Below are 21,103 nucleotides of genomic sequence, written 5' to 3'. Positions count from 1 at the left end.
TCTCTCCGCCGCAGCCCGCTACCGCACCTTCCGCCCGCGCCATGTCTACCGCCGCCATCGATCCCGCCCGCAATCCGCTTCGCCATGATGCCCAGGTGATCGGGCTGGTCGGGCTGGCGCATGGGGTCTCGCATTTCTATCACTTGCTGCTGGCGCCCCTGTTCCCGTGGATCAAGACCGAGTTCGGCCTGAGCTATGCGGAGCTGGGCCTGCTGATGACGGTGTTCTTCGCCGTGTCGGCGGTGGTGCAGACCGCCTCAGGCTTCGTGGTCGACCGCTTCGGCGCGCGGCCGGTGCTGTTTGCCGGGCTGGCCTTCCTGGGCAGCGCGGCGCTGCTGCTGTCGGCCAGCAACGGCTATGCCGCGCTGCTGGCTGGCGCGGCGGTGGCGGGGCTCGGCAACGGCGTGTTCCATCCGGCCGACTTCACGCTGCTGAACAAGCACGTGTCGCAGCCCCGGCTGGGCCACGCCTTCTCGGTACACGGCATTTCCGGCAACCTGGGCTGGGCGGCGGCGCCGCTGTTCCTGGTCACCATCGCCAACCTGGCCAGCTGGCGCGTGGCGCTGGCGGCGGCCTCGGTCGTGGCGTTCGCGGTGCTGGCCGTGCTGGTGGTGCTGCGCCACGTGCTGGACCCGCGCGAGATGCGCGGCGCCGTGGGCCGGCCCGCCGCCAAGGCCGCCGGCGGCAGCCTGCTGGGCTTCCTGCGGCTGCCGCAGGTGTGGGTGTGCTGGGCGTTCTTCCTGCTGACCACGTTCTCCGCAGCGGGCATCCAGAGCTTTGCGCCGACCGCGCTGACCTACCTGTACGGCATGCCGTTCACGCTGGCCACGGCTTCGTACACCATCTACATGCTGTGCAGCGCCGGCGGCATGGTCGTCGGCGGCTTTGCCGCCAGCCGCACCAGCAACCATGACCGGCTCATCGCCATCAGCTTTACTGTCTCCGGCCTGATTGCCATTCTGGTCGGCTTGAATCTCTTCCCGGCGCTGCTGGTGCCGGTGCTGATGGGGGTGATCGGGTTTGGCGCCGGCACCGCCGGCCCGTCGCGCGACATGCTGGTGCGTGCCGCTGCCCCCGCCGGCGCCACCGGCCGTGTCTATGGCGTGGTCTATTCCGGCCTCGACATCGGGCTGGCCTGCGGGCCGCTGTTCTTTGGCGCGCTGATGGACGCGCGGCTGCCTGCCTGGGTGTTCTTCATGATCGGCGGCTTCCAGCTGATCTCGATCTTTACCGCGGTGACGGTGGGCAACGGCAACCGCTCGCGCCGCGGTGCTGCGGCGACGGCAGCCTGAACCGGGCCGGCGCCGGCCGGCATTGCCTGCCTGGTTTGCCTGCTTGTTTGCCGGTCTTTTGCGCGTCCCGCATTGTTCCAGCCTGCCTCGAGGATGTTTCCATGACTGCCACGCCGGGCCATTCGAACCCTGACACTGCCCATTCGCACGAAGCCAGCGGCGCGCCGCTGTCGGGTGGCCCGCTGTTGGGCGGCCATATCCTGGTCGACGCGCTGCTGGCGCACGGCGCCGAGCTGGCCTTCGGCGTGCCGGGCGAAAGCTACCTGGCGGTGCTCGACGGCTTCCATCGCCGCCGGGACCAGTTGCGCTTTATCGTCTGCCGGCAGGAGGGCGGCGCCGCGGTCATGGCCGAAGCCTACGGCAAGCTGACCGGCCGTCCCGGGCTGGCTTTCTGCACGCGCGGCCCTGGCGCCACCAATGCCAGCATCGGCGTGCATACCGCCTTCCAGGACTCGACGCCGATGATCCTGTTCATCGGCCAGGTCGGCACCGATTTCATGGACCGCGAAGCCTTCCAGGAAATCGACTACCGCCGCATGTTCGGCCAGATGGCCAAGTGGGTGGCGCAGATCGACCGGGTCGAGCGCATCCCGGAATACATCGCGCGCGCCTACCAGACCGCCACCTCGGGCCGGCCCGGCCCGGTGGTGCTGGCGCTGCCGGAGGACATGCTGGCGCAGTCGGCGGTGGTGCCGCAGCTGCGTGGCTATGAGCGCGTGCTGAGCTGGCCGGGCGATCCCGAAATGGCGCGCCTGCAGCAAATGCTGGAAGCCGCCGAGCGGCCCTTCGTGCTGGCCGGCGGCAGCGGCTGGACGCCGCAGGCCTGCGCCGACCTGCAGGCCTTCGCCGAACGCTTCGCGCTGCCGGTCGGCTGCGCCTTCCGCGGGCAGGACCTGTTCGACAACCGCCATCCCAACTATGCCGGCGATGTCGGCATCGGCATCAATCCGGCGCTGGCCGAGCGCATCCGGCAAGCGGACCTGGTGCTGGCCATCGGCCCGCGCCTGGGCGAGATGACCACCGGCGGCTACGCGCTGATCGCCGCGCCGCGGCCCGCGCAGACGCTGGTGCATGTGCACGCCGGTGCCGAGGAGCTGGGCAGCGTCTACCAGGCCGACCTGATGATCCACGCCTCGATGCCGGCCATCGCCGCGCGGCTGGCCGCGCTGGAGCCCGCGGCAGCGCCGCGTTGGCAGGCCTGGACCGAGGCCGCCCATGCCGATTACGAGCGCTACCTGCAGCCGCCCGCGTTTGCGGGGGAGGGTGTCGACATGGCCGAAGTCATCCGCACACTCGACCAGATGCTGCCGGACGATGCGGTGGTCACCAACGGCGCCGGCAACTACGCCAGCTGGCTGCACCGCTATTTCCGCTATCGCCCGTTCCGCAATGGCGGTCGCGGCCAGTTGGCCCCGACCAGCGGCGCGATGGGCTATGGCGTGCCGGCCGCGGTCGGCGCCAAGATTGCCTTCCCGCATCGCACCGTGGTGGCGCTGGCCGGTGACGGCTGCTTCCTGATGAATGGCCAGGAACTTGCTACCGCCATGCAGTACCAGGCGCCGGTGGTGTTCATCGTCGTCAATAACGGCATGTACGGCACCATCCGGATGCACCAGGAACGCGAATACCCGACCCATGTATCGGGCACCGAGCTGCACAACCCCGACTTTGCCGCGCTGGCGCGCGCCTATGGTGCGCGCGGCGAGACCGTGACCACGACCGAGGCCTTCGCCCCCGCGCTGCGCGCCGCGCTGGAAGCGCCGGTGTCGACGCTGATCGAGATTCGCGTCGATCCTGACGTGATCACGCCGCGCACCACCCTCAGCGCGATCCGCGCGCAGGCGCTGGCCGGCGGGCAGCGCTGAGCGCGGCGCGGCCGCAACGGATTCATACCATCCATCAGGAGACCATTGATGAAGCCTGTCACCACCGACCTGTGCGACGCCCATGAAGACCGCCTCGCGGCCGGCACCCTGCGCGTGATGGCGCCGGTGTTCCGCGCCTGGGGCAAGCAGGAAGCTTTTGCCGGCCCGGCCGCGACGCTGAAGGTGTTTGAAGACAACTCGCTGGTGCGCACGGTGCTGGAAGCGCCGGGCCAGGGCCGGGTATTGGTGATCGACGGCGGCGGCTCGCTGCGCTGCGCGCTGGTCGGCGGCAACCTCGGCCTGCTGGCCGAGAAGAATGGCTGGGCCGGCATCGTCGTCAACGGCTGCGTGCGTGACAGCGCCGAGCTGGATGTGTGCGACATCGGCATCCGCGCGCTCGCCCCGCATCCTCAGAAAAGCCAGAAGCGCAACGTCGGCGAAAGCGAAGTCATGGTGCAGATGCCCGGCGCGGTCGTGCGTCCGGGCAACTGGATCTACGTGGACGCCGACGGCGTGCTGGTCTCGGACCAAAAGCTGGAGGGCTGAGCATGCCGCGCGTCTTTGTCTACGGCACACTGCGCGCCGGCGAGGTCAACGACCTGAATGCGGCCGCGCAGCGGCATGGCATTGCCGCGCCCACGCTGCTGGGCACGGCAACGGTTGCGGGCCGGCTCTATGACTTCGGCACCTACCCCGGCCTGGTGCTGGATGCCGCGGCCGGGCCGGTGGTCGGGGATATCTACGACATTGCCGAGGCGCTGCTGCCGGTCCTGGACGAGATCGAAGAGGTCTATCCGGGTCAGGCTACGCTGTTCGTGCGCGAGGAATGCGCAGTGCAGCAGGATGGCAAGCCCGTCGCGTGCCTGCTGTATCCGGTGGCGGCAGCCGCCGTGGCTACGTTGCCGCACATTGGCAGCGGTGACTGGGTAGCCTATCGCCGCGCGCGCGACCCCGCCAGTGCCTGAACACTGCCCCACGCAGCCATCCCGTAGCGGCGCCCTTGTGGCGCCGTTTTATTTTGGATCGCATGGTGGGCAGTGCATGCATGCCATCCCTGCCGAATTTTCACAATGTGGAAAGGTGTTGCGGACCGCAAAAATACATGGTTTGCGAAGCACAACACCATTTCTCATGATGAAATATTATGTCCCGTATCGTGAAATAAAGTTTTCAAGTCGTTGAATTAATTGAATAAAAAAACTAAGCGACAACTTCAGTTCAGGGTTGTTGCGACGCGGGAGCTTTCCCTACACTCTTATATAAGACACATGACATGAGACGCAGAAAACGCCTCCCACAGGCGGCGCCCCAAGGCAGGTGATCAAGAGATTCTCAGCCATCCCAGCATCTTCAGGAGAGTGACCATGAACCGCCAAGAACAGATCCAGGCTCTGCAAAAGGACTGGGATACCAATCCCCGCTGGAAGGGTATCAAGCGCAACTTCACCGCCGAAGACGTCGTGCGCCTGCGTGGTTCGGTCCAGGTCGAGCATACCCTTGCCCGCCGCGGTTCCGAGAAGCTGTGGAACCTGCTGCATACCGAGCCGTTCGTCAACTCGCTGGGCGCGCTGACCGGCAACCAGGCCATGCAGCAAGTGAAGGCCGGCCTGAAGGCCATCTACCTGTCGGGCTGGCAAGTTGCCGGCGACGCCAACCTGGCCGGCGAAATGTACCCCGACCAGTCGCTGTACCCGGCCAACTCGGTGCCGCAGGTCGTCAAGCGCATCAACAATACCTTCCAGCGCGCCGACCAGATCCAGTGGAGCGAAGGCAAGGGCGACACCGACTTCTTCGCCCCGATCGTGGCTGACGCAGAAGCCGGCTTCGGCGGCGTGCTGAATGCGTTCGAACTGATGAAGGCCATGATCGAAGCGGGCGCCGCCGGCGTTCACTTCGAAGACCAGCTCGCTTCGGTCAAGAAGTGCGGCCACATGGGCGGCAAGGTGCTGGTGCCGACCCGCGAAGCCGTCGCCAAGCTGACCGCTGCCCGCCTGGCCGCCGATGTCTCGGGCGTGCCGACCCTGGTGATCGCCCGTACCGACGCCGAGGCCGCCGACCTGCTGACCTCGGACGTGGACGACAACGACAAGCCGTTCTGCACCGGCGAGCGCACCGTGGAAGGCTTCTACCGCGTCCGCAACGGCCTGGAGCAGTCGATCTCGCGCGCCCTGGCCTACGCTGAAGTGGCTGACCTGGTGTGGTGCGAAACCGGCAAGCCGGACCTCGAGTTCGCCAAGAAGTTTGCCGAAGCGGTGCACGCCAAGTTCCCGTGCAAGATGCTGGCCTACAACTGCTCGCCCTCGTTCAACTGGAAGAAGAACCTCGACGACGCCACCATCGCCAGGTTCCAGAAGGAACTGGGCGCGATGGGCTACAAGTTCCAGTTCATCACGCTGGCCGGCTTCCACTCGCTGAACTACTCGATGTTCAACCTGGCCTACGGCTACGCCCGCAACCAGATGAGCGCCTTCGTGGAACTGCAGGAGGCCGAGTTCAAGGCGGCCGAGAAGGGCTTCACCGCGGTCAAGCACCAGCGCGAAGTCGGCACCGGTTACTTCGACGCCGTGACCCAGACCATCGAAGGCGGCCAGTCGTCGACGACCGCGCTGAAGGGTTCGACCGAAGACGAGCAGTTCTTCGAAGACAAGAAAGTGGCCTGACTCTCCTGGTCACCCGCCGGCTAGTGGGTCCGGCGGATCGGGGGGCGTGCGACCATCACGCCCTCCTTTTTAGGCGACGCGCCGTTCTTCTCTCAGGGACGGCGCGCTTTTTTTTTCAACGCCGGCGCAGACGCGGCCTAACGCCCCATGCGGCGGTCGTAGCTGCCCGAAATGCGCGCCATCAACGCTGGATCGTTTTCACCCAGGCTGTCGAATGTCACCCGCACGTGGCCGTCTGCCAGCTGATCCACGCCGGCCATCACCGCGCGGCTTTCCAGGCTGCCGACAACCACGCCCCTGACCGGATCCTCGACGCTGATCGCCAGTCCCTGGTCGTGCATGGCCCCTGCTGCAGCGGCGAAGGTGCGATCGAAGCTGGCCGGGGTCATGACCGTAAAGGCGCCGGTTCCATCCCAGGAGGCACATGCCGAAAGCGCCAGGATGCCGCCGCAGGCTACAAATGAGAGTCGCATGATGACACCTTCCGTCAGCCCCCGACCGAAAATGTAAGCGCTGCGACTTTTTGCGAATTTCCACTCGCTGATCGCCCTGCCACAAGATTAGGGCGACATTGGCGAAGATTCCACGCGAACTCGGCGGGTGCGCCGCGGAGGGTCCGGGCAGCAGTCAATGCGCGAAATGCAATAAATTGTCATATCTGACGTTTTATTGCATTTGGGTGATGCGGTCAGAAAGTGGATGCCATAAAGTGCCCCGGCCTTTGTCGGCACTTTCCGAGCTTCCACCAAGAACAACATCATGAAAGCATCACTCTCTCTCGCTACCTGCGCCGTCGCGGCCGCACTGCTGGCCGGCTGTTCCGGCGGCATGCCCACCAACATCGACGGCATGGTGTCCGCCGGCTCGTCGCTGGCCAAGGCCGCGACGCTGAGCGACGCGGACGTCAAGAGCCTGTCCGACCAGGCCTGCGCCGAATCGGACAGGACCAACAAGATCGCCGGCGCCAACACCACCTACGGCAAGCGCCTGGCCAAGATCATGAGCGGCCTGAATGGCAGCAACGTGCCCAACGTCAACGCCAAGGTGTACCTGACCAAGGACGTCAACGCGTGGGCCATGGCCAACGGCTGCGTGCGCGTCTACAGCGGCCTGATGGACATGATGACCGACGATGAAGTGCGTGGCGTGCTGGGCCACGAGCTGGGCCATGTCGCGCTGGGCCACACCAGGAAGGCCATGCAGGTTGCCTACACCGCAACCGCCGCGCGTGGCGCGGCCGCGTCGGCAGGCAACGGCGCGGTGGCTGCGCTGTCGTCGTCGCAGCTGGGCGAGCTGGGCGAGAAGCTGATCAATGCGCAGTTCTCGCAGTCGCAGGAAAGCGCGGCCGATGACTATTCGTTCGACCTGCTGACCAGGAACAAGGCCAACACGCGCGGCCTGGTGACGGCGTTCCAGAAGCTGGCCAAGCTCGATGGCGGCAAGTCGGGCATGTTCTCGTCGCACCCGGGTTCGGATGACCGCGCCAGGCATATTGAGGAGCGGATCCGCAAGGCTTCATAAGCTACCGGCAGCATCCATGACAACGCCCGCACCGGAGAGCCCGGTGCGGGCGTTGTGCTTTCTGCCACAGCAGGTCGGGGGTCAGCGATACACGATCACCGGGATATCGGTATGCGTCAGCACCTTCTGCGTTTCGCTGCCGAGCAGCAGGCCGGACAGGCCGCGCCGGCCATGCGACGCCATGAAGATCACGTCGCAGCCATGGCGCTCGGCAGCGTCGATGATGCCGAGGTAGGGCACGGCGAAGGTCGACATGTCGGCGTCGAAGGTGACGCCGGCCGCGGTCGCCAGGTTCTCGACTTCCTTCAGGTAGAGCTTGGCCTGGTTCTCGATGCGGTCCTTGAAGGCCTGCGGCGCCTCGACCACGATTTCGCTGAACGGGGTGTAGGGATACTCCTCCAGGCAGACATAGGCCGTGACGCGCGCGCCGATGGCCTTGGCGAGTTCCAGCCCGCCGTTGATGGCTTTTTTGGAGAGTTCCGAGCCGTCGGTGGGTAGCAGGATGTGTTGGAACATGCGGGGCTCCTTTTCTGACCAGGGAAGGGGGCAGGGCTGCCGCCCGGCGCCGGTGGGCGATGCCGGGCGGCTCAAAGCGCCTGTCTGAATCCATTGTAGTCAGGGGGTGCCGAGTACGGCATTGTGCAAAATCAATTGCAACAAAAGTGCCTTAGCCGGAGCCCTGGCATTGGCTGTCAGCCTGCCAGCGCCGCTGCCGCCGGCACGAATGCCGCCTGCTCCGCGCGGCGCCAGTAGGCCGGGTTGCCGTAGGTGTTCTTCAGGTGGTCGATAAACAGCCGCACCCGCAGCGGCAGGTGCTTGCGCTGCGGGAACACCGCATGGATGCCGATCGGCGGCGCCTGGAACTCGTCCAGCACCGTGACCAGCCGGCCGCTGGCGATTTCGTTGCCGACTTCCCACCATGAGCGCCACGCCAGGCCGTTGCCCTGCAGGCACCACTCGTGCAGCACCGCGCCGTCGGTGCATTCCATGGTGCCGCCCACCTTGACCGTCACCGAGCGCCCGTCTTCCGTAAATACCCAGCCGCGCTGCACGTTGGCGCTGGCGCCGAAGGCCAGGCAGTTGTGCCGCTGCAGGTCGTCCGGTGTGTTGGGGCGGCCGGCGCGGGCCAGGTAGTCGGGCGAGGCCACCACCACGCGCCGCGTTTCGGCCAGCCGGATCGACACCAGGCTGGAGTCGGGCAGGTCGCCCAGCCGGATCGCGCAGTCGAAGCCTTCATTGACGAGGTCGACCACGCGGTCGGACAGGTCCAGCGTGATCGATACGTCCGGGTGCGATTCAATGAACAGCGGCACCAGCGGCGCAACGTGCTTGCGGCCGTAGCCGGCCGGCGCGGTCACGCGCAGGTGGCCGCTGGCCTTGACGCCGCCGGCCGAGACGCTGGCCTCGGCGTTGTGCAGGTCGTTGAGGATGCGCTGGCAGTCCTCCAGGAAGGCCGAGCCTTCGAAGGTCAGGCTGATCTTGCGCGTGGTACGTACCAGCAACTTCACGCCCAGCCGCTCTTCCAGCGCATCGATGCGGCGCCCGATGATGGCCGGCGCCACGCCTTCCGCCGCTGCCGCCGCCGACAGGCTGCCGCGCGAGGCGACGGATACAAAAGTCTCCAGCTGTTTGAAATGGTCCACAAATGTTCGCCGAATAGTGCCCGCCTCGCGCGATTTGTGCCGGCCCGGTCACGCCCGATGCGTTGCAGGGTGCTGATGGCGGCGGATGCGCGAGGATTTAGTGCGGAGTATCGTTTTAGTCAGCCAAGATTAGTGGTCGAAAAGTAAAAGATCAAGTGACCCGGGGCACCTTTGCCGCAGTGCAGCGTCTCCCTACAATGCGATGCATTCATCGGTGTACAGGGCCACTCAGTTGTGGGCCGGCACCGACACACGTTGCAGAACCAGGTTGCCAGCGCCCCATGAACAAGATCCGCGCAGTCGTCTTCGATGCCTACGGCACGCTGTTCGACGTGTATTCCGTCACCGCGCGCGCGGAACAGCTGTTCCCGGGCCGCGGCGAGGCGCTGGCGCTGCTGTGGCGCGACCGCCAGATCGACTACACCCGCATCCGCACCATGGCCGCGCACGACGGCGCGCACTACAAGCCGTTCTGGGCCATCACCGTGGACGCGCTGCGCTATGCCGCCGAGCGCCTGGGCCTGCCGCTGGACGAGGCCACCGAAGCCCAGCTGCTCAAGGAATACGCCTGCCTGTCGGCCTTCCCGGAAAACCTGGGCGCGCTCAAGCGCCTGCGCAAGGCGGGGCTGCCGCTGGGCATCCTGTCCAACGGCAACGCCGAGATGCTCGATATCTCGGTCAAGAGCGCCGGCATGCATGGCCTGTTCGACCATGTGCTGTCGGTCGATGCGGTGCGCCAGTACAAGACCGCGCCCGCCGCCTATGCACTGGGGCCGCTGGCCTTCGGGCTGGAAGCGCAGGAGATGCTGTTCGTCTCGTCGAACGGCTGGGACGCCTGCGGCGCCACCTGGTATGGCTACACCACCTTCTGGATCAACCGTGCCGGCCACCCGGCGGAGCGGCTCGACGTAGCCCCCTCCGGCACCGGGCACGACATGAACGACCTGCTCGAATTCGTCCGCGCCCATGGCGTGGCGGCATAGCAGGGCGCCCAACAACCAAAGCTATCGCTATCGTTTAACAGGAGAACACTGATGGCTATCACGCTGCCCGCGGGCATGAAGATTACCGGCGAAATCCTGCCGGCCTACGAAGATATCCTCACGCCGGAAGCCCTGGCCCTGGTAGACAAGCTGCACCGCGCCTTCGAGCCGCGCCGTCAGGAACTGCTGGCCGCGCGCGTCGAGCGCGCCAAGCGGCTGGACGCCGGCGAAGTCCCCGATTTCCTGCCGGAAACCAAAAGCATCCGCGAAGGCGACTGGAAGGTGGCCCCGATCCCCAAGGCGCTGGAATGCCGCCGCGTGGAAATCACCGGCCCGGTCGAAGCCAAGATGGTGATCAACGCCTTCAACTCGGGCGCTGACAGCTACATGACCGACTTCGAGGATTCCAACACCCCCAACTGGCACAACCAGCTGCAGGGCCAGGTCAACCTGAAGGCCGCCGTGCGCCGCACGCTGACGCTGGAATCCAAGGGCAAGCAATACAAGCTGAACGACAAGATCGCCACGCTGCAAGTGCGTCCGCGCGGCTGGCACCTGGACGAGAAGCACGTCACCATCGACGGCAAGCGCGTTTCGGGCGGCATCTTCGACTTCGCGCTGTTCCTGTTCCACAACGCCCGCGAACAGATCGCCCGCGGCGCCGGCCCGTTCTTCTACCTGCCCAAGATGGAAAGCCATCTGGAAGCGCGCCTGTGGAACGACATCTTCGTGATGGCGCAGAACGAAATCGGCCTGCCGCAAGGCACCATCAAGGCCACCGTGCTGATCGAGACCATCCTCGCCGCGTTCGAGATGGACGAGATCCTGTATGAGCTGCGCGAGCACAGCGCCGGCCTGAACGCCGGCCGCTGGGACTACATCTTCTCGTGCATCAAGAAGTTCAAGAACGACAAGGACTTCTGCCTGGCCGACCGCGCCAAGGTCACCATGACCGCGCCGTTCATGCGCGCCTACGCGCTGCTGCTGCTCAAGACCTGCCACTATCGCGGCGCCCCCGCCATGGGCGGTATGAGCGCCCTGATCCCGATCAAGAACGATCCGGAGAAGAACGCCATCGCCATGGAAGGCATCATCAGCGACAAGCGCCGCGACGCCACCGACGGCTACGATGGCGGCTGGGTGGCGCACCCGGGCCTGGTCGAGCCGGCCATGAAGGAATTCGTGGCGGTGCTGGGCGACAAGCCGAACCAGTTCGAGAAGCAGCGTCCGGACGTGCAGGTGAAGGGCGCCGACCTGCTCGACTTCAAGCCGGAAACGCCGATCACCGAGCACGGCCTGCGCATGAACATCAACGTCGGCATCCACTACCTGGGCGCCTGGCTGGACGGCAACGGCTGCGTGCCGATCCACAACCTGATGGAAGATGCCGCCACCGCCGAGATCTCGCGCTCGCAGGTGTGGCAGTGGATCCGTTCGCCGAAGGGCAAGCTGGAAGACGGCACCAAGGTCACGGCCGAGCTGGTGCGCAAGCTGATCCCGGAAGAGCTGGCCAAGGTGAAGGAACTGGTTGGTGGCGACACCAAGACCTATGACCGCGCTGCCGAGATCTTCGAGCAGATGTCGACGTCGGAGGACTTCGCCGAGTTCCTGACGCTGCCGCTGTACGAAGAAGTCTGAGCGGGCCGCACTGCTCCGGCTGGACCCAAGAACCGCAGCCTGATGGCTGCGGTTTTTTATTGCCGGCTTCCTTTCACAGCGGCCCGGGCAGCGTCTTCAGCCCGACCCAGAGCACCATGATGATGACGTTGACCGGCACGCTGAGCGCGCCCGGCACATAGAACAGCGCCGACAGCACCGGCGCGCACAGCACGCCTTCCACCACGCTGCCCGCGGCATAGAAGAAGACCCCGCACCACAGCCAGCGCCGCATATAAGTGGGCAGCCAGTGCGCTCGCGTCTTGTTGAAATGCCAGGCGTGGGCCCGTTCGGCGCGGCTTCCCCGGCTGGCGTCGCGGAACAGCCAGTTAAAAAAGAAGTAGCGGTACAGCAGGGTGCGGAAGGCCAGCTCTTGCATGATCACTCCTTTGGCCGTGCCGAGCCGATAGTTTGCAATGTTCATACCAGCGCATGCATGCAGGGACGGCGGCTTACCTAGCAGCGTAGCAAGAAGTCGCGGGGACAGCCCAGTCGCCGGGCGCAATCCGGAATCGCGTCATGCTGGAAAACCCCGCATGTCCCGCGCCGCAACACTCTCTAATATGAAGTACCCGCCGCCAGCGCGGCCCACCACATCAAAGCGGAGACTTCAGAGATGGACCGTCGACAGTTCCTGGGCACCGCCGCCGTTGCCGTAGCCGTTGCCGCAACGGCCGGCGTGGCGCCGTACGCCATGGCGCAGCAGTGGCCCGCGCGGCCGATCCGGCTGGTGGTGGCATATCCGCCCGGTGGCGGTACGGACGTGGTGGCGCGGCTGTTTGCCGACTATCTTGGCCGCGTGACGGGCCAGTCGGTGGTGGTGGAGAACAAGCCTGGCGGCGCCACCATTCCCGCCACGCAGGACGTGATCCGCGCCAGGAGCGACGGCCAGACGCTGCTGGTCACGCTGGGATCGTCCGCCACCTCGGGCGCCCATATCAACCGCGTGCCCTACGATCCGCTGACCGACCTGACTGCGCTGGCCGAACTTGGCCGCGCCCCGGTGCTGCTTGCCGCCAACAAGGACGCCCCGTATTCCACGCTGAAGGAACTGATCGCCTACTCCAAAGCCAATCCGGGCAAGCCGATCCATTCCGCCTCGTACGGCCCGGGCACGTCGTCGCACTTCGGCCCGTTGCTGTTCAACCGGCTGGCAGGCACCAACCTGGAGCCGGTGCTGTACAAGGGCTCGGCGCCCGCCACGCAGGACCTGGTGGGCGGCGTGGTGCCGCTGATGATCGACGGCCTGACCACCGGCGTGCCGCTGTACCAGGCCGGCAAGACCAAGGTGCTGGCGACCACCATCCCGGAACGTTCGGAGCTGGCGCCCGGCGCGCCGACGTTCCGCGAACTGGGTTTCCCGGAGATGGAGCAACTTAGCGGCTATTTCGCCCTGTTCGGGCCCAAGGGTATGCCCAAGGCAACGGTGGATGCCGTCTCGGAAGCCGTGCGCAAGGTGCTGGCCGATCCGGCTTACCAGAAGCGGCTGGCCGGGGTTGGCGTGCTGCCGGCGCAGGCGGTCACGCCCGAGGCATTTGCCGCGCAGATCCGGACCGATCATGCGCGCTGGGGCCAGTTCATCAAGGAAATCGGCTTCAAGATCGAGAATTGAGCCCGCCAGGCCGGTCCCGGTGCCGGCCAAGGCCGCCGGAATTGAGCGCCAGGCTCTGCCGCCAGGCGATTTCTTGTCCATACTGAACTTGCCGCGGCGCCATGCCGCGGCAACCAAGAATCAGCAGCCTATGGAGGGAATCGTGTTCAAGCACATCTTGCTGGCCACCGATGGCTCGGAGCTTTCCAAGGTCGCCATGGCGGCGGCGATCAATTTCGTCAAGGCGGGCGGTGCGAAGCTGACGGCGTATACGTGCATGGAGGAGTATCCCTACCTGTCCTCGGGGGATGCCGGCCATCCGCGGCGAAAGGCGTATGAGGAACATGAGGCCGAGCGGGCCAGCACAGTGCTGGCCGCGGTTGTCGCGGCGGCCACCGAGGCTGGCGTGACCTGCCAGACCGACATGAGCACGTCGGTGCCGTACAAGGGCATCATCGATGCCGCCGCCAAGCACGGCTGTGACGTGATCTTCATGGCGTCGCACGGGCGGCGCGGGCTGGAAGGGCTGCTGGTCGGCAGCGAAACCCAGAAGGTCCTCACGCACTGCCGGATTCCCGTGCTCGTCTACCGCTGAGCTGGTGCAATCCGCCAGTCAGGATTCCTTCGACAGCTGCGCGATGCGCTTCCAGTGCGCGTCTTCCTTCGGCAACTGGCCGAGGAACTGGCGGCGGTCGGCAATATCGACGTACATTGACTGGCTCGCGCAGAACGCCTTGAACTCCGGCGACTGCGCGATCCTGACCAGTTCTTCGGAGAGGCGCTCGACCACCGGCGCGGGCGTCGATACCGGTGCCAGCGCGCCGATCCAGGAGGCCACCAGGTAGTCGGCGACGCCCGCCTGCGCCGTGGTCGGTACGTCCGGGATCTCGCCCCAGCGCCCGGCGCTGGTCACGGCCAGCCCGCGCAGCTTGCCCGCCTTGATCATCGGCACCACGCTCGGCGCGCCCTGGCAGGTGAAGTCCACCTGGCCGGCGATCACGTCGGTCACGGCGGGGCCGTTGCCCTTGTAGGGAATGTGCCTGGCACGGGTTCGGGTGAGGTCGTTCAGCATGACCGAGCACAGGTGCGAGGTGCTGCCCGCTCCGCCGGACGAGAACGTGATCTCGCCCGGCTTGCGCTTCATCGCCGCGATCAGGTCGCCGAGCGTCTTGTGCGGCGATTCGGCCTTGACCACGATGCCCAGCGCGGAACTGCTGACCCTGGCGATCGGCACAAAGTCCTTGACCGGGTCGAACGTTACCGGATTGTCGGTGAACCAGCGCGTGGTCAGGTGCGGAACGCCGGCGAACAGCAGCGTGTATCCATCGCCGGCCACCTTGGCCACCGCGTCGGTGCCGATCAGGCCGCCGGCGCCGGCGCGGTTGTCGACCACGACCGGCGTTTTCAGGCTCCTGGACAGCGCCTCGGCGACAAAGCGCGTGGTGATGTCGACCGCCGTGCCGGGAGAGGCCGGCACGATGATGCGCACCGGCCGCGACGGGTAGGGCTGCGCCAGCGCCAGCGGTACGAAAGCCGCGGCGCCCAGTGCCGCGGCGGATTGCAGGAAGTGTCGTCTGTCGATCATCTCGTCTCCTCTGTTCTGCGTCGAAGATAGGCCCGGCCGGGGAGCGCGGCAACCGGGGTGGTTGCGTCGTGCTTTCAGGACTTACTGCATGGGGCAGGGGCTCGAGGTCGATATTGCCGATGCCGCGGCGGTTCGGGCAAAGGCGCCGGAAGAACTGGAGCGGTGGAAGAAGCTGGTCGCGTTGACCGACGCGAAGTCGAAAGCGGGGTGATGTGCGGCAAGCCGGCATGCGCCGGCTTTTACAGATTGCTGTCAAAGTCAAAATCAACGAGTGTTGTCTCCCCTCTCCCATTTATGGGAGAGGGGTGGGGGAGAGGGCCGGAGTCTCCACGAAGTGGGCGTTACGCATGCTTGCCATGCGCCTGCCCTCTCCCCCAACCCCTCTCCCGCAAGCGGGCGAGGGGAGCAAGCCGGTGCAAGCTGACAGGTTGTCGCAGCCCGCCTCGCTTCATCCCTACACCAGCCGCATGATCTCCTCATCCGGCGCACGCGTGGTGCGGAAGCCGTTCGCCGCATGCGCCGGATCGGCGTAGCCGAACGAGATCGCGCAGATCATCTTGCGGTCGTCGCCGATGCCAAAGTGCGAGCGCACGAACCCCGCATGCCGCGCCAGCGCGCCCTGGGGCGTGGTGGCAACGCCGTGCGCATGCGCGGCCAGCAGGAACGAAGCGATAAACCCGCCGCAATCCACCGCCGCATACGGCCCCAGGTCTGCCGCCATGGTGACGATGGCCACATGCGGCGCGCCGAACAGCCGGAAGTTCTCGAAGCCCTGGCTGGCGCGTCGCTCGCGGTCGTGGCGCTCGATGCCCAGCGCTTCATAGAGGCGGTGGCCGGTCTCCTGCCGCCGCTGCGCATGCACGCCGCGGTATTCCTCTGGGAAGGGCAGGTCGGAATCGACCTCGGGCGAGGCGGCCGCGTGTGCCACCAGCGCGCCGCGGAATCGCTCGGTGGTCTCCGCGGTACCGATGACCAGGTGCCAGGGCTGCACGTTGCACCACGACGCGCTTTGCTTCGCCACGCTGACGATGCTGCGGATCACCGACTCCGGCACGGGCTGGTCCAGGTAGGCCCGGCATGTATAGCGCTCGGACATCAGCCGGGCGAGGGTATCGACGTCGCAGCCGGACGGCGCGCTGGCGGGGGACTGCTGCATGGGTGTTCTCCGATGATCATTGAAGCCGGTGCGTGAGCGCCATCAGGTCCGCGGCCCTGGTGCGCGGGTCCATCTGCCTGAGCGTGGCCAGCAGCGTCCGTGCCTGGTCCGCGCCCAGCACGTCGGCCGTCAGCTCCATGGACTTCGCGTCCTGCGCGGCTTCCGGCATGGGATTGGCGAGCGAACCGATCGGGTCTTCCACGAACACGTGTTCGGTGCTGCCATCGCGGAAGGCCACGGTCACGTCGGCGACGAACTTGCCGGGATAGCGCGCCTCCAGCTCCGGCGCCTCGGCGATGGCGATGCCGCGCGCGACCTCCAGCACCGGGCCCATGTCGAGCTTGCCGTCGAGGTAGTCGCGATGCACCTTGTAGCCGTTGCCCATGCCGAGCACGGCAAAGGCCATCTGCGTCGGCAGGCTGAACTGGACATGCTCGATGTTCTTCGGCTCGTAGGCATTGGCATTGGCAGTGCCGACCACGACGTTGAAGGCCGGGTGGATGCGCGCCTGGATGCTGGCGATCTGCCCGCGGCGCGCGGCGAACGGGCGCAGCGCGTCGATATACGCATGGGTGCAATAGCAGGCGCAGTACGCCTTGAGCCAGACCGTGGCGATCTCGAGCGGCTGGCCCAGCCGGAAGCGCGCCTCGGCATCTTCGCCTGGCCCGCGTTGCAGGAACGTGCGGAAGAACCCCTTGTTGCCGCTCAGGAAGGCGCGCGGCCCGGTGATGCCGGCCTGCGCCATGTCGGCGGACACCATGCCGTTGCGCGTGCCGATGCCGGCATGCACGCGCTTGACCGAGCCGCCGGTCGAGGTGTACTCGGTGGTGCCGGCGGCATGGCTCAGCGCGATCGACAGCGCGTGCAGCGTGGTCTCGTCATCGAACTTGCGCAGCTTGGCCACCACCGCGGCGGCGCCGAAGCTGGACAGCACCGCGTGCGGGTGATAGCCGCGCTTGAGCAGGTCCGGTGCGGCCAGCACGCCGATGCGGGTATAGACCTCATAGCCGGCCACGATCGCGGTGATGACGTCCTCGAGGCTGGCGCCAAGTTCTTCGCCGAGCGCCAGCGCTGCCGGGATCACGCAGCTGCCCGGATGGCTGGCGCTGGCGCCGTGCGCATCGTCGTACTCGAAGCCATGGCCGTAGGCACCGTTCACAAAGGCGGCATCGGCGGCGCTCATGGTCGCGGTGCTGGCCGCCACGCTGCTGCGGCCGGGGCGCTGCTGCGCGCTGGCGAAGGCCAGCACCTGGCGCGACCACGGCATCTGCGAGGTGCCGATCTGCAGCGCCAGCTGGTCGCGCATCAGGCGGCTCACGCCGGCGTGCGCGGGCCGAATGCTGGATGAGGCTGTCCGCCGCCGAAGCGGTGGCGCTGCGCGCCGCCACGCTATACGACAACCACCAGTCTCGCAGGAGATGGTCTGCAACTACATCTCCAACAAGGTGCTGGGGCTGCCGAAGTCGTACTGACGCGCACGGCTGCCTGCGCGGCGTCCCGGCCACCAGGCGGCCGGGACGCCCGGGCGCCGCGGATGCCTGGTGGACATGACCTTTGTAAAAAAGGGGAGACAGCCACGATGCAAACGAGAAAGTATGTCGACAAGGGCGACGTGAGAGTGGTGCCGCTGGCCCGCGGGCTGGCGGTGCTGTCCGCCTTCAGCACGGCGCAGCCGTGGATGGGCAACCAGGAGGTGGCGATCGAGACCGGCATCCCGGCACCGACGGTGTCGCGGATGCTGCATTCGCTGGCCGTGCTCGGCTACCTGCGCTACGACGAGACGCGACGCAAGTACCGGCTGGCCGCGTCGGCGCTGACGCTCGGCTATGCCGCCGTGGCCGGGGATCCCCTGCAGCGTGCCGCGCGCATCGAGATGCAGAAGTTCGCAGACGCCAGTGCGACCCATGTGGTCCTGGGCACGCGCGATCGCCTCGATGTCATCGTCAGCGAATCGCACGCGGGCCGCAACGTGCAGCCCGACCTGCATCTTGCCGCCGGCATCCGCGTGCCGATGGCCTCGACCGCGATGGGGTGGGCGCTGCTCGGCGCCTTGCCGGAGCGCGAACGCTTCTACCTGCAGAGCAACGTCGAACGCCGCAGCGGACGCGACTGGCCGTCGCTGCGCCGGCAGATGGCCGAAGGCATGTCGCAGCTGCAGCAGTTCGGCTTCTGCATGTCGATGAGCGGGCGCGAGCTGGCCGCGGTGGCGGTGCCGGTGAGCGTGCCAGGGCATCCGTCGGCGGTGCTGGCCTGCGTGGGCCGCGGCGCATGCATGCATCGCGCGCGGCTGGAGCGCGAACTCGGGCCGCGGCTGGCAGCGACCGCGCATGCGCTCGAAGAGCGGCTCGGCGTGCGGCACTGAGGCCGTGCGGCAATGCAGGAGGAAAGTGCGGGGTGAAAGTGCAGGAACGCCCGGCCTAGACCTGCGTATCGACATCCCGCAGCAGGCCGGCCAGGCCGGCTGCCGCTTCCTTCAGCGCCGGGGCCACCCGTTGCGTGATCGCGGCCATGTCGGGAGCCAGCTCCACTGCGCCGCAGCTCAGCGACATCCGCGTGGCGGAACGGCCAAGCGTCACCGGCAGCGCGATGCCATAGGCGTTGCGCTGGTATTTGCCGAGGGACGAGCACACCCCCACGCTTTCCAGTTCGCGGAACGCCGTGGCGATGCCACGGTCGAGTTCGTCGGCGCGCGGGCCCGCGGCTTGCCTGAGCGCGTCGAGGTAGCTGGCGCGCGCATCGGCCGGCAGGCCCCATAGCCAGGCACGGCCGGTTGCGGTCCAGCCCATCGGCAGCAGCGAGCCGACGCCCAGGCGCAGCGTCGCGATGCGCGCGCTGGTGCGGTGCGCGATATAGAGCATATCGAACTGGTTGGGCACCGACAGCGATACCGACACATTGAGGCGGTCCGCCAGCTCTTGCATGAAGGGATGCGCGCGCGCGGTGACGGGGTTGGTTTCGAGGTAGGTATCGCCGATGCCGAGCGACGCCGACGCCAGCTCGAACTGCGTGCTGCCGGCGACGCGGCGCAGGAAGCCCAGCGCGACCAGCGTCGTGGTCAGGCGCGAGACGGTGGCCTTGGGCAGGCCCGTGCGCCGGACCAGGTCGCTGTTGGTCAGCGGCGTGCGTTTGGAACGGAAAGCCCGCAGCACGTGCAGGCCGCGTTCCAGGGTCATTGTGACGGGCGCGGGATTTGTCATCGAAGCTCGCAGGCGTGCGCTGCGTTTTCCATACCACCGGGTCTGATGGTAGGGGCAGCCGCCGTGCGGCTCAAATGCCGATTCGCGAGCCGGCGGTTGCCGGAACGCGAACACGCCCCACGCCGGCCGTCAGAAGCGGTAGCCCCGGCTTGGATTCACTTTCCAGCCGCCGGCGCCATCGAGTTCCAGCACGTGGTGGTGGTACTTGAGCAGCGACGGACGGTGGCTGACGCTGACCAGCGTTGCGTCCATGCCGGCCAGCAACCGGTACATGCCTTCCTCGTTGGCGATATCGAGCGCGCTGGTGGCCTCGTCGAGCATCACATAGCGTGGCCGCGACAGCAGGACGCGCCCGATCGTCAGCCGCTGCTGCTCGCCCAGCGACAGCACCTTGCCCCAGTCCACTTCGGTGTCGAGGCCACCGAAGCGGTCGACGATGCTGCCAAGGTTCACCAGCTCCAGCAGCCGGATCAGCTCGTCGTCGGCGATGTGCTGCCCGATATGGTTGGGGTAGAGCAGCTGGCCGCGCAGGCTGCCGACCACCATGTACGGGTGCTGCGGCAGGAACAGCATGTCCTGCGGCCGCGGGCGCATGATGCAGCCGCTGCCACTGGTCCACAGGCCGGCAATGGCGCGCATCAGCGAGCTCTTGCCGCCGCCGCTGGCGCCGACGATCAGCAGCCCTTCGCCGGGATCGGCCGACACTGTCAGGTCGCGCACCAGTGTGCGTTCCAGGTTCGGCGTGCGCAGCGTCACGTGCAGCAGCGACAGGCGCGAGTCCTGCACCGCCTCGATCGTCGGCGCCGGCTCGGCTGGCTTGCCCGCTTTGGCCGGCGTGTCGGCCAGTGTGCTGGCGAAGGTATCCAGCCGGTCCAGCCCGGCGACAAAGCGGGCCAGCTCTTCGAAGTTGTCGACGATTACCGTCAGCGCATTCAGCACCGCGGCGAACGCCCCCGCGGCCTGGATTGCGCGCCCGACCTCCATTTCACCGGACAGCACATGCGAGGCGACGATGGCGCTGGGCAGCAGGATGGTCAGGAAGCCGTAGCCGTACTGGAACGTGTTCAGGCTCAGCTGCCACTTGATGAGCTTGTCGAAGTTGCGGAAGGCCTGCTCGAAGCGGCCGGTGACATGCGACGATTCCAGCGCCTCGCCGCGGTAGAAGGCGATCGATTCGGCGTTCTCGCGCACGCGGATCAGGCTGAAGCGGAAGTCCGCCTCGCGCTTGAGCTGGAAGAAGTTCAAGCCGATCAGCACGCGCCCGAAGAAGTACATCGAGACGAAGCTCCCGGCGATGGCGTAGACCACCAGGAAGTAGACCAGCATCTGGGAGATCGACCACAGCACGGCGCTGAAGGCGATCAGCTGCAGCAGCGCGCCGATGCCGATCGACAGGAAATACAGCGATTGCTTGGTAAAGGTGTTGATGTCTTCGGTGATGCGCTGGTCCGGATTGTCGATCGCCGCGTTGGCGTTGAGCTTGTAGTAAGTCCGGTCCTTGAAGTACCCGTCAAGGTAGTGACGGGTGAGCCATCGTCGCCACAGCAGGCCCAGCTTGTTGCGCAGGAAGTAGTAGGAGGAATAGATGGGAACGGCGCCGAGCAGGATGTAGAGGCATTTCTGGATCGAGCCCCAGAAGCGGTCGGCATCTTGCGCCGCCAGGGCCGAAGTGAATTCGCCGGTCTGTTCGTTGATCCAGACTTCGGCCTGCGTCTGGCCAAGCAGCAGCAAGATCAGCAGGAGCAGCAGGCCGGACGCCTTCCATCGCTCACGCGAAAACCAGTAGGGGCGGGCAATGGCCCAGTAACGGGTCCACACGTGGCGCGTGGGGACGCCCGGACGTTTCTTGCGGGCCGAAGTGGTGCCGGCAATCCTTGGCTCGGGCACGACGCTCATCTGACTCTCCAGCGCAGACGGATTCCCCGCCGCCACGCACATTCGTCGTGCTGCCACG

At 66.6% G+C, this 21,103-nt stretch carries 21 protein-coding genes; 12 read left to right on the top strand and 9 right to left on the bottom strand.

What is annotated here, in order from left to right; all coding sequences use genetic code 11:
- The first annotated feature begins 41 nt into the window (after nt 1-41).
- The 5 genes from VSR71_RS09700 to aceA all read left to right on the top strand — a co-directional run bounded on the left by VSR71_RS09700 (nt 42) and on the right by aceA (nt 5,817).
- Complete coding sequence (locus tag VSR71_RS09700) at nt 42-1,292, top strand: MFS transporter (protein WP_342913655.1); 1,251 nt, start codon at nt 42-44, stop codon at nt 1,290-1,292.
- 101 nt (nt 1,293-1,393) lie between these two features.
- A complete protein-coding gene (locus VSR71_RS09695; RefSeq protein ID WP_342913654.1) occupies nt 1,394-3,157 on the top strand; it encodes a thiamine pyrophosphate-binding protein in 1,764 nt (587 codons plus the stop codon).
- Nucleotides 3,158-3,205: 48 nt separating this feature from the next.
- The gene (rraA, locus tag VSR71_RS09690; RefSeq protein WP_342913653.1) at nt 3,206-3,703 is read left to right on the top strand and encodes a ribonuclease E activity regulator RraA; all 498 of its coding nucleotides are present in this window, start codon (nt 3,206-3,208) and stop codon (nt 3,701-3,703) included.
- 2 nt (nt 3,704-3,705) lie between these two features.
- Complete coding sequence (locus VSR71_RS09685; RefSeq protein ID WP_342913652.1) at nt 3,706-4,122, top strand: gamma-glutamylcyclotransferase family protein; 417 nt, start codon at nt 3,706-3,708, stop codon at nt 4,120-4,122.
- A gap of 399 nt (nt 4,123-4,521) precedes the next feature.
- The gene (aceA, locus tag VSR71_RS09680) at nt 4,522-5,817 is read left to right on the top strand and encodes an isocitrate lyase (RefSeq protein ID WP_342913651.1); all 1,296 of its coding nucleotides are present in this window, start codon (nt 4,522-4,524) and stop codon (nt 5,815-5,817) included.
- A 137-nt stretch (nt 5,818-5,954) separates the two neighbouring features.
- On the opposite strand, the gene VSR71_RS09675 is transcribed toward aceA, so the two are convergent.
- On the bottom strand, nt 5,955-6,290 hold the full coding sequence (locus tag VSR71_RS09675) for a penicillin-binding protein (protein WP_342913650.1): 336 nt from the start codon (nt 6,288-6,290) through the stop codon (nt 5,955-5,957).
- A 286-nt stretch (nt 6,291-6,576) separates the two neighbouring features.
- Here VSR71_RS09675 and VSR71_RS09670 point away from each other — a divergent pair, with 286 nt between their 5' ends.
- Nucleotides 6,577-7,338, top strand: coding sequence for a M48 family metalloprotease (locus VSR71_RS09670; RefSeq protein ID WP_342913649.1), 762 nt, complete (start codon nt 6,577-6,579; stop codon nt 7,336-7,338).
- 81 nt (nt 7,339-7,419) lie between these two features.
- On the opposite strand, the gene VSR71_RS09665 is transcribed toward VSR71_RS09670, so the two are convergent.
- Nucleotides 7,420-7,854 (bottom strand): universal stress protein, encoded by a 435-nt coding sequence (locus VSR71_RS09665; protein WP_012353026.1) that lies wholly within the window; start codon nt 7,852-7,854, stop codon nt 7,420-7,422.
- A 176-nt stretch (nt 7,855-8,030) separates the two neighbouring features.
- Nucleotides 8,031-8,981 carry a LysR family transcriptional regulator gene (locus VSR71_RS09660; RefSeq protein ID WP_342913648.1) on the bottom strand — a complete coding sequence of 317 codons (951 nt, stop codon included), beginning with the start codon at nt 8,979-8,981 and terminating at the stop codon, nt 8,031-8,033.
- Nucleotides 8,982-9,262: 281 nt separating this feature from the next.
- Here VSR71_RS09660 and VSR71_RS09655 point away from each other — a divergent pair, with 281 nt between their 5' ends.
- Together VSR71_RS09655 and aceB are read left to right on the top strand one after the other, a co-directional pair.
- On the top strand, nt 9,263-9,964 hold the full coding sequence (locus tag VSR71_RS09655; protein ID WP_342913647.1) for a haloacid dehalogenase type II: 702 nt from the start codon (nt 9,263-9,265) through the stop codon (nt 9,962-9,964).
- Between the two features lie 51 nt (nt 9,965-10,015).
- On the top strand, nt 10,016-11,602 hold the full coding sequence (aceB, locus tag VSR71_RS09650) for a malate synthase A (protein ID WP_342913646.1): 1,587 nt from the start codon (nt 10,016-10,018) through the stop codon (nt 11,600-11,602).
- A 73-nt stretch (nt 11,603-11,675) separates the two neighbouring features.
- On the opposite strand, the gene VSR71_RS09645 is transcribed toward aceB, so the two are convergent.
- Nucleotides 11,676-11,999, bottom strand: a complete 324-nt coding sequence (locus VSR71_RS09645) for a hypothetical protein (protein WP_342913645.1) — start codon at nt 11,997-11,999, stop codon at nt 11,676-11,678.
- Nucleotides 12,000-12,236: 237 nt separating this feature from the next.
- Here VSR71_RS09645 and VSR71_RS09640 point away from each other — a divergent pair, with 237 nt between their 5' ends.
- Complete coding sequence (locus VSR71_RS09640; protein WP_342913644.1) at nt 12,237-13,232, top strand: tripartite tricarboxylate transporter substrate binding protein; 996 nt, start codon at nt 12,237-12,239, stop codon at nt 13,230-13,232.
- Nucleotides 13,233-13,374: 142 nt separating this feature from the next.
- Complete coding sequence (locus VSR71_RS09635) at nt 13,375-13,806, top strand: universal stress protein (RefSeq protein WP_342913790.1); 432 nt, start codon at nt 13,375-13,377, stop codon at nt 13,804-13,806.
- An 18-nt stretch (nt 13,807-13,824) separates the two neighbouring features.
- Here the strand turns inward: VSR71_RS09635 and VSR71_RS09630 are convergent, their stop codons facing one another.
- Nucleotides 13,825-14,796, bottom strand: coding sequence for a tripartite tricarboxylate transporter substrate binding protein (locus tag VSR71_RS09630; protein ID WP_342913643.1), 972 nt, complete (start codon nt 14,794-14,796; stop codon nt 13,825-13,827).
- 88 nt (nt 14,797-14,884) lie between these two features.
- Between VSR71_RS09630 and VSR71_RS09625 the strand changes: the two genes are divergently transcribed.
- The gene (locus VSR71_RS09625) at nt 14,885-15,007 is read left to right on the top strand and encodes a hypothetical protein (RefSeq protein WP_342913642.1); all 123 of its coding nucleotides are present in this window, start codon (nt 14,885-14,887) and stop codon (nt 15,005-15,007) included.
- A 243-nt stretch (nt 15,008-15,250) separates the two neighbouring features.
- Here VSR71_RS09625 and VSR71_RS09620 read toward each other — a convergent pair whose 3' ends face one another.
- On the bottom strand, nt 15,251-15,952 hold the full coding sequence (locus VSR71_RS09620; RefSeq protein WP_342913641.1) for a nitroreductase: 702 nt from the start codon (nt 15,950-15,952) through the stop codon (nt 15,251-15,253).
- A 16-nt stretch (nt 15,953-15,968) separates the two neighbouring features.
- Nucleotides 15,969-17,291 carry an MmgE/PrpD family protein gene (locus VSR71_RS09615; protein WP_428979381.1) on the bottom strand — a complete coding sequence of 441 codons (1,323 nt, stop codon included), beginning with the start codon at nt 17,289-17,291 and terminating at the stop codon, nt 15,969-15,971.
- A gap of 240 nt (nt 17,292-17,531) precedes the next feature.
- On the opposite strand from VSR71_RS09615, the gene VSR71_RS09610 reads away from it, so the two are divergent.
- Nucleotides 17,532-18,314, top strand: a complete 783-nt coding sequence (locus tag VSR71_RS09610) for an IclR family transcriptional regulator (RefSeq protein ID WP_342913640.1) — start codon at nt 17,532-17,534, stop codon at nt 18,312-18,314.
- Between the two features lie 55 nt (nt 18,315-18,369).
- Here the strand turns inward: VSR71_RS09610 and VSR71_RS09605 are convergent, their stop codons facing one another.
- Both VSR71_RS09605 and VSR71_RS09600 read right to left on the bottom strand, forming a co-directional pair.
- Complete coding sequence (locus tag VSR71_RS09605; RefSeq protein ID WP_342913639.1) at nt 18,370-19,125, bottom strand: IclR family transcriptional regulator; 756 nt, start codon at nt 19,123-19,125, stop codon at nt 18,370-18,372.
- 153 nt (nt 19,126-19,278) lie between these two features.
- On the bottom strand, nt 19,279-21,045 hold the full coding sequence (locus tag VSR71_RS09600; protein ID WP_342913638.1) for an ABC transporter ATP-binding protein/permease: 1,767 nt from the start codon (nt 21,043-21,045) through the stop codon (nt 19,279-19,281).
- Nucleotides 21,046-21,103: the final 58 nt, after the last annotated feature.

The sequence above is a fragment of the Cupriavidus oxalaticus genome (genome assembly GCF_038900635.1).
Taxonomy (GTDB): domain Bacteria; phylum Pseudomonadota; class Gammaproteobacteria; order Burkholderiales; family Burkholderiaceae; genus Cupriavidus; species Cupriavidus oxalaticus_B.
The sequence above is the reverse complement of the archived record's forward strand: the minus strand, read 5'-3'. Positions and strand labels throughout refer to the sequence as shown.